The sequence below is a fragment of the Anaerophaga thermohalophila DSM 12881 genome (assembly GCF_000191885.1).
GTDB classification, from domain to species: domain Bacteria; phylum Bacteroidota; class Bacteroidia; order Bacteroidales; family Marinilabiliaceae; genus Anaerophaga; species Anaerophaga thermohalophila.
On sequence record NZ_AEWI01000047.1, the window covers coordinates 24,270 to 32,236 of the forward strand.

Genomic DNA, 7,967 nt, shown 5'->3' on the forward strand with positions numbered 1-7,967 from the left:
CCGGGGTATCACTCCTTTTCCAGAACCAACACCACCTTATTAAAGTCGGCAGCAGCATTTATCACGTTTTTAAATCCCTCAAACTGATCCTTATCAGCAAAAATACGGTTGTAATATTCTTCAATAACAACTTTATAGGTATCTCCTGAATAAGAATAGCCGGAATCAAAAAGAAATATTACCTCATCGTTTTCTTTCTCCGAAAAATTAATCACCGAGGCTTCAGGATTGGCTATTTTATAGCCATCCGGAACCTTAAATTCAATTTCCCGGTAATAGGAACGATTGAAGTCGTTTTCCACAATGGCTTCCCGGTCTTGTTCAAAATACATTTCGGCCTGGGGCCCAATCGATAAGCCAATATTCAACAAAAGTTTATTGCCTGCCAGTTCCAAAAAGGCAGGTGTACTCACCTCAGAATGGATAATAAATCGGGCATCTTTCATTCGGGGATGATTGTACTCCTCAACCACCTCAAGAACATTGATTTCTGATTCGGCAACATCGGTTGCCATAAAATCACGCAGCATTTCTTGTTTCCACTCTTCGTCACTCATTATGTAATAATGCTTCACAAATCCGCCGCTTAACCCCTTCAGGCCCTGATAGGTTTCCACATCAACAATGCTTTTGTCAACATCAATGGCAATATCAATGATCATGTTATGATAATTGGCCTCGTGACCGGCCGGTGGAATGTATTTGATTTTGCCAATGGCCGATTCAAAATCTCCAATTTGTACACGTTCAATAAAAAGACCCTCGGTGGCAGACAAAGTGCCCCTGATGCACCCCATGCGGAAAGCAATATTGTGAGGATCAATAAATGTGTCGACCCCGGGCAGATAAATCAGATAATCATTCAAAAAATCCCAGGACTGAAAATCCGCGTCGAACTTTATTTTACTGCGATCGGAGGTCAGCACCAACTGGTGGTCTACTCCAAACTTCTTAAAAAGATTGGCATACAATTTTACGATACCTCTGTCGCTGGTTACCTTGTTTTTCAGGATAAAAGACAAATCACTGAATTCAGGAATGTGATAGTCCTGAATAAATATATTTGACTTCAAAAACTCTTCTATTTTTGCAGCTCTTTCTTTCTGGGAGCCGGTAACGTCACCCACAGCTTTCACCCAGTTCCCGAACGCTTTTTCATCCACATCCAGATAAATGCTCTCATAGATGCTTTGAGCCGCATCATCCCAGGTAAGTACCTGACTGCGTCCCATGGCATAGTTGTAATCGAGCCGGTAGTCAATGCGAGCTTTCCGGGGGTTAACGAAGGAAAACTTTTCCTCTTTTATCAACGGAACATCCTCCATGCTGCAATAGAAACGGTTGCGTTCATCGTCCAATACAACATGCGTAGCATCCGGAAAACCATTGTATCCTTTCACATCGTAAATCAGGTTAGGAGGAGATACCATTTCAAACGAAGCTGACAGTAACGGATAATCAAACTGAAAATAGGCTCTTCCAAAATTGTCGGGATGCATCTTTCTTACTAAATAATATTCCACGTCATCGCCCAGCTCAATGCCATCGATGGCAAAAATGCGATAAGCATCGCCATCTTCATCATCTTTAACCTCTTTCAGATTGTCTTCATCAAACTCCACAACCCGGCCATCAGGCTTAATAGCACGGGCACCGATGTCCATCAGTTCAATTACATTGCTCATGGAGAATGAGATTTTATTGAATTTATTTATGGATTGGTCATTGTTTAACCTGAACTTACGGTGTAAGACGTGAATCGCTTCAAGGTCGCCATCGTCATTATAGTAAAGATTTATGGACTCGTCGTTGTTGATACCAACAACATTCTCGTCGGCATATTTCGCGGGGATATCGGAAAAACCGGGTTCTTTTTCCCAAACAAAAGCATCTTGTTTTTTACTACTGGCAAAACCTGTCACCAACAGGAACGACAATATTATGGTTAGTAAATGTCTCATTTCTTAACAATGTTTGAATTTAGTTTGTCGGATTTTTTCAGAACAATTGACGATCGGTATTGCTGCTTAAGGAAGCTGATAAAATTGTTCCATTCGGAAATCTGCTCATCTGTCAAAACAAAAAAATTAAATTTCAACTGCTTTTTCAGAACGATGGCCTTATCTTCTTTGCTGTAACTGAACGAGACACTGAAATTGTCACGCTCGGATTTTCCATCATCGGGGACATAGGTAACTTCATAGCCTTCGGGAATTTCAAAGCGTGTGATGAACGTTTCGGTGCAATAAAAATCATTTTCGACAGGATGTATGATGCCGGTTGTATCTATTGACAAATCCTGATAAGATTTGTCAAGGTTCAGATTAACAAAGAGTTCATCACCAAGTTGCCGGGAATAATCGTGCAGAACAAAGTGATAATCCAATTCTGCAGGCTTATCATACTCAAAAAGATTATGAATATGATGTTTTTCAACCGAAAACTTATTATTTCCTTTATTCAAAATGCGGGAAAGGCTTTTATTATAGTCGGCTTCCTTAACGCCGTCCAAAGCTTCAGCCAATTCCATTTTATTGAAACCGGTATGAGTTACTTTTCCAACTCCTTTTATCAGACCATCCTCCATTCTGATAGAAACAGAATCGGTCTTGGTACTGTAACCGGCAGGCGATACCGGAACTTTAAAAATATCATATTGCCCCGGCCCCTTCGCTATCAGCACTTCTTTACCCTGAATGTGATACGGACAAACACCATAATCAAGATAATTAAAGGTACCATCGAGAATACATATCTCTTTATCATCGGTATAGTGAGCAACAACCATGTGATTATCGACCTGTGGTAAAGGCAACTGCTCATAGGTATACGGAATATACCGGGTGCCCACCCAGGCAATTGAGGCATTCAGGCCTGCCAGTTCCATCATTCCGCTGATGAGGCTCGACATACCTTTACAGTCACCAAAGCGTTTTGCAAAAACCTCATTTGCCGAAGCCGGCCTAAAACCCATATAACCTTGCTCATAAGCCACATATTTTATATTACGCTGAACCCAGTAATAAATGGCTTTGGCTTTCTCTTCACCGGTCAATCCGGCTGTCAACTTATCAACGAGTTCTCTAAGCTCCGGGCTGTAGGAAGTATTCAGGTCAGAAATGAATCCCTGATAATAACGATACAAATCATCTGTTTCACCAAAATACTTCTCCGTATTATTGTCAATTTTTGTCGATTTTACATAAAGAATCACATGAGGACTGAAATAATTGATATTATAGCTTGAGGTACTATAATATTTATAAGGTAACACATCTGCCACTTCCCATTCGTGGTAAGTATATTTCCCTTTAGAGTATCGATTATACTTTATATCTATCCCATCTGTATTAAAGAGTTTATGCCCGATCTGAACATCGCGGTGAACCCTGGCCGTTACTTTGGCCTTAACCACAGGCACATAGGATTGAAAAAAGCTCTTTCGAATAAACCTGGGATCGGTGTACAATAACGTATATTCCAAATTGGTGATGGCCCCCTGTTGCAAAGAAGGATAGGAAAAATTGAGCCTTTTCGAATCATCGTAAAAAACGTAATCGCTCATATCGCTGGTTTCCTTAAAAACCTGAACCTCTATTTCACGATATCTTCGTCCGTCGGGAACAAGCGTATAGGCAGAATGTTCTCCCAGTGAAGTAAAAGAGCTGTAATATATTTCATCATTTGTAAATGATTTGGCGTGTTGGTTAAGGATTACCATTTGTCGTTTCTCAGAAAAAGAAACCTTTAGGGAATCTTTCTTTACATCAAAATCATAAAAGTATTCCACATTGGGGATAACGGCATTATAGCTGCCATACTTTTTCTTTAACTGAGAAAAATCCGGTTCTTCCCCGGCTTCGGCAACGAAAACGGTTGACAAGAACAGAAAAATCAATACAATTCTCATTTTACAAACTTTTTAGTCCGTTGAATTCTCCACTACGGTAATTTTCTATCCTTTCAACTTTCCCGTTTTTATCGTACAACACACGCTCTCCATGCTCTTCATCAGCTTTATAGTTGATTTTTTCTTTGGGGCGACCATTTTTATAATATTCAATGTACTCTCCCTGAAACAATCCGTCTTTACAGGTAAACTTTTTCTCGAGAGTACCGTCGGGATAGTAATTTCTGCACTCACCCTCGAGCAATCCTTTATGATAATTACGAACAAATGCAATCTTTCCATCGGGATAATACTTCACCATTTCCCCTTCGGGAACATAATCTTTAAAGTGTTTTACAAAACTTTTCTGTCCGTTGTTGTAAAATGCTTCAACACTTTGATTGCCGGAGGTGATTTTGATGGTGTCGCACAATGTTCCGTCCACCTTGTACTGATACCCCATCAACTCATCGGCAGAATAAATTAACTTTACAATCAAACCGCCACCCATGTCATACAAAATTACGTCTCCTTCCAATTCCCCTGAAGAATATTCAGCCACTTCTCTTATATTGCCATTTTTGTAATACTCAAAACAGAGCGAGTCCTTCTGATCGCCATAATAGTGATTCACATATTCCTTTTCTCCGGTTTCATAATAAGTTATCCACTCTCCAATCCTGTTATTACCGAGGAATTGCCCCTGAGTCCGTACCTGTCCGTTTTCATAATAGCTCAAAAAGTCGCCTTCAGAAATATCGTTATAATAATTTTTGACAGAGCTAACATCACCCTTCGGTGCGTACCACTTCATGGTTCCATTCATAACTCCGCCAATCATCGGTCCTTCGCCCAACACGTCTCCCTTATCATTCACGGCCCGGTAAACAGAGTCCTTGGTAAAATCGGTATCTAAAATCTCGTTACCATAAGGATCAAACTCAATCTTTCTGAATAATCTTCCATTGATCGTCTTGAGCCGGGTCTGAAGCGTTCCGTCAACAGCGTAAACATTTTGCCATCCGTAAGGAATTCCTTCTATAAAGTAGCTCACAGCCTCCAAATCACCTGTAGCAAGGAAGCTCTTCCATTCACCATCCTGATATCCGTCTTTATAGTACCCCCGGTTTTTTACATTTCCGTTTTCGTGATAATCCGTGTAAGCGCCATCCAATAGCCCCTCATCATTATACTGACTAACTGACTGTATGGTACCATCGGGGTAATAAGCAGTTTGTTTGCCAACAATCCGGTCATTGCTATACTCACTCTCCTGACGTATGTTGCCGTTCTTGTAATAAACCGCCCATTGACCGGTCTTCTTCCCCTCGATATATGATCCTTGCACCACCTTATGCCCGTCCAGGTCGTAAAGCGTAACATCAAAAGTGCCATCAGCCGATTCTGCATTTCCAACTTTCTTTCCCATTCTGTTAAAGGAAGTTACTCCTACCAATTTCCCGTTCTCATAGGTCTCTTCCAGGTACCGGTCTCCGTCGAGGGAATAGTATTTGTATGCTCCATCAACCTTTCCTTCAGCATTCATCTGACATTCGGACTGGATATGACCGTTAGTATAAAATTGTTGAGTCTTACCCACCTGTGTTCCTTCCTGATAATTCTCAACAGAACGAAGATTGCCATTTGCATAATAGTATCGCCATTCTCCGGTTTCCTGGTCGGTATCATAATGGCCGCGTACCGAAAGCCGTCCATTTGAAAAGTATTCTAAATACTCACCCGACAGTTGTCCATCGACAAATTGCTGTTTAACGGAAAGGGTTCCGTTCGGATGGTAACTTCGAAATTCTCCGTCGGGATTACCATCAGCGTAGGCATATTCATTTTCTATCTGGTTGGTAGGATAATAACTCGTTGCAGGGCCATTGTAATTATTATCCTTAAAAGCTATTTTTTGAGAAATCAGCCCAAAGAGATCAAACCACTTTACGTCCCCCTTAACATTGCCTTCGTCATAATGTACTTCCAGGCTTTTCGCCTCATTCTCATGGAAAGTATAATAAGGGCCATGAGGTACCCCTTTTTTATAATTTTCAGTTTGGCTCATCATCCCGTTGGAATAAAAATATTCCCATTTCCCATCTTTTTCCCCGTTAACGAACCGCCCTTTGGCATTAACTTCTCCGTTAGCGTAAAAATAAATCCATAAACCGTCTTCTTTACCTGCCTCGTTCTTATTCCCTATTGAGAAAAGACTTCCATCATCAAAATAATCACAGCGATATTCTTTTTTTTCTCCTTCAAGGTTCAACCTCCGGGTCTGCCTAATGACTCCAAGATAACGGCCTGTTTCAAAAAAAGCTTTCAGCTCCTTCTCGTTTTTCTTATAGTATTTGACCACATCGTCATTCCCGGTAGAGCGCAGCATTGTATAAAGAAAAGGAACAATATGTCCACCTTCTTTCACCTCTCGGAAAATAGGGAAATACAATTCTGCCCAAAAATCGTCGGAATTAGTATTGTAGGGCAATACTTCGAGCAACATCGTGGTTTGTTTTACCATAGAGGCATTAAAGTCAACAGGCGACTCAAAACGTGAGGTCAAAACCATTTTGGATCGAAGATAATGATCGGTTTCTTCAAACAGAGTGTTTTCAAGAATCGGATCAATATAATGTCCGTGAGTGGTATCCAGGTAATTGTCGGCAATGTTCTCCAGATAAACAAGTATTTCATTGCTCCGGCCGCTATACGGTTCAAGAGCCAGGAATGTCTCAAGGGACAAAAAAGCCCTGGTATATTGTTTTTGCCGGGCCATTAGTTTGCCCAACTGAAGATGACTGGAAGCGTGAAAAGGATTACATCTCAGAGCCTCCTGAAAAGAGCGGATAGCACTGGCATATTGCTCCTGTCCCAGGCAGGTTACTCCAAGATTGTAATGTAGTAAATAAACAAAAGGATACGCTTCAATGGCCTGCTTGTAAACCCGGATGGATTCTTCCGGCTTTCCGGCATAATCTAAAGCGGTACCTTTTGTACGCAAGAGATGCATCCTGTATTCCGATGGTAATGTAAGTCCCTTTTCAGCAATCACAACTGCACTGTCATACATCTCCATTTGCAAATAGCTCAGAGCTAATTCCGACAACATCCGGACATAATTGGAATCATTTTCATTGACCCGCCGGTAAAGCTGAATTGCTTCCTGATATTTTTCATCATCATGAAGCTGAATACCTTTCTGAATTATTTCTTCAGATGTTTCACGCTGGGCACTAACCAGTTGAGTATATGCCAGCAACAGGGATAGAATAAAAAAAAGTCGCATAGTTAAAAAGAGAGAGGTTTGTCTTTAAAATGTTAATAAAATATTTTTTGAATATATTAATTAATTCTCTTTTAAACAAAATTTTAAATTGTTCCCTACGACCAACATCACTACATTTTGAGACATGCTTTAGAGCACGACAAGTGGTTATTGCTTATAAAGGAAGAGGCCATTAACCTGAAAATTAAACAACACCTACTGGCCGTATATCAAAAAAACGCCTGATGATTTGGAAAGAAAAATTGGTAATGCTAAATTTACTGATGCACAAAATAATCATCCAAATTGAAGGCTAAACCAACCATAACATTAGTCCCGGATCACCACAGAAACGACGAAGTGATTTTTTTTAAATTTTCGTATGATCCGGAATTAATTCGGAATGTTCGTCAGTTGCCGGAGATCTGCCGGAGCGCAACCCGGAAATGTTGGTATCAGCCGGGAGGTAAATTCGATTTGCAAAAAACCCTTAGTCTCCTGGAGCCGGTTGCTTTTCTTGATTACAAATCTCTGTTATACGAAAACAACACATCCCCTTCGAAATCAAATCTGAGTCATTTAAAATATTCTCATCGGGCATCTACCCCGCTGCCCGAAGGCTATTTGGAAAAATTGAAGCAAAAAAGATATAGTGAAAACACCATTCACATTGACCCCCCAAAAGAATGGCTTTTCGAAGGACTGGCCCCCGGAACCCAATATAGTGCCTCCGGCATTCGGAAAATTCTGTTGACCACTGCAAAAAAAACGGGAATAAAAAGAAGAATTACGCCCCACATGCTCCGTCAT

4 protein-coding genes are annotated in these 7,967 nt (G+C 40.7%); 1 reads left to right on the plus strand and 3 read right to left on the minus strand.

Translation table 11 applies throughout. The features are described 5' to 3' along the window. Positions 1-8: 8 nt before the first annotated feature. From ATH1_RS0113085 to ATH1_RS0113095, 3 genes are read right to left on the minus strand one after another with little or no spacing between them, the layout of a single operon-like run. Complete coding sequence (locus ATH1_RS0113085) at positions 9-1,961, minus strand: DUF3857 domain-containing protein (protein ID WP_010422573.1); 1,953 nt, start codon at positions 1,959-1,961, stop codon at positions 9-11. Then, positions 1,958-3,910, minus strand: a complete 1,953-nt coding sequence (locus ATH1_RS0113090; protein WP_010422575.1) for a DUF3857 domain-containing protein — start codon at positions 3,908-3,910, stop codon at positions 1,958-1,960. The genes ATH1_RS0113085 and ATH1_RS0113090 overlap by 4 nt, the downstream gene beginning before the upstream one ends. Before the next feature lies 1 nt (position 3,911). Beyond that, positions 3,912-7,178 carry a tetratricopeptide repeat protein gene (locus ATH1_RS0113095; RefSeq protein ID WP_010422577.1) on the minus strand — a complete coding sequence of 1,089 codons (3,267 nt, stop codon included), beginning with the start codon at positions 7,176-7,178 and terminating at the stop codon, positions 3,912-3,914. 285 nt (positions 7,179-7,463) lie between these two features. Here ATH1_RS0113095 and ATH1_RS0113100 point away from each other — a divergent pair. Then, on the plus strand, positions 7,464-7,967 hold a 504-nt coding region (locus tag ATH1_RS0113100), incomplete at its 3' end, for a tyrosine-type recombinase/integrase (RefSeq protein ID WP_010422579.1).

What these genes read in the sequence shown, in the direction of transcription:
- ATH1_RS0113085 (WP_010422573.1), bottom strand. Translation starts at nt 1,961, where the DNA reads ATGAGACATTTACTAACCATAATATTGTCGTTCCTGTTGGTGACAGGT.
- ATH1_RS0113090 (WP_010422575.1), bottom strand. Translation starts at nt 3,910, where the DNA reads ATGAGAATTGTATTGATTTTTCTGTTCTTGTCAACCGTTTTCGTTGCC.
- ATH1_RS0113095 (WP_010422577.1), bottom strand. Translation starts at nt 7,178, where the DNA reads ATGCGACTTTTTTTTATTCTATCCCTGTTGCTGGCATATACTCAACTG.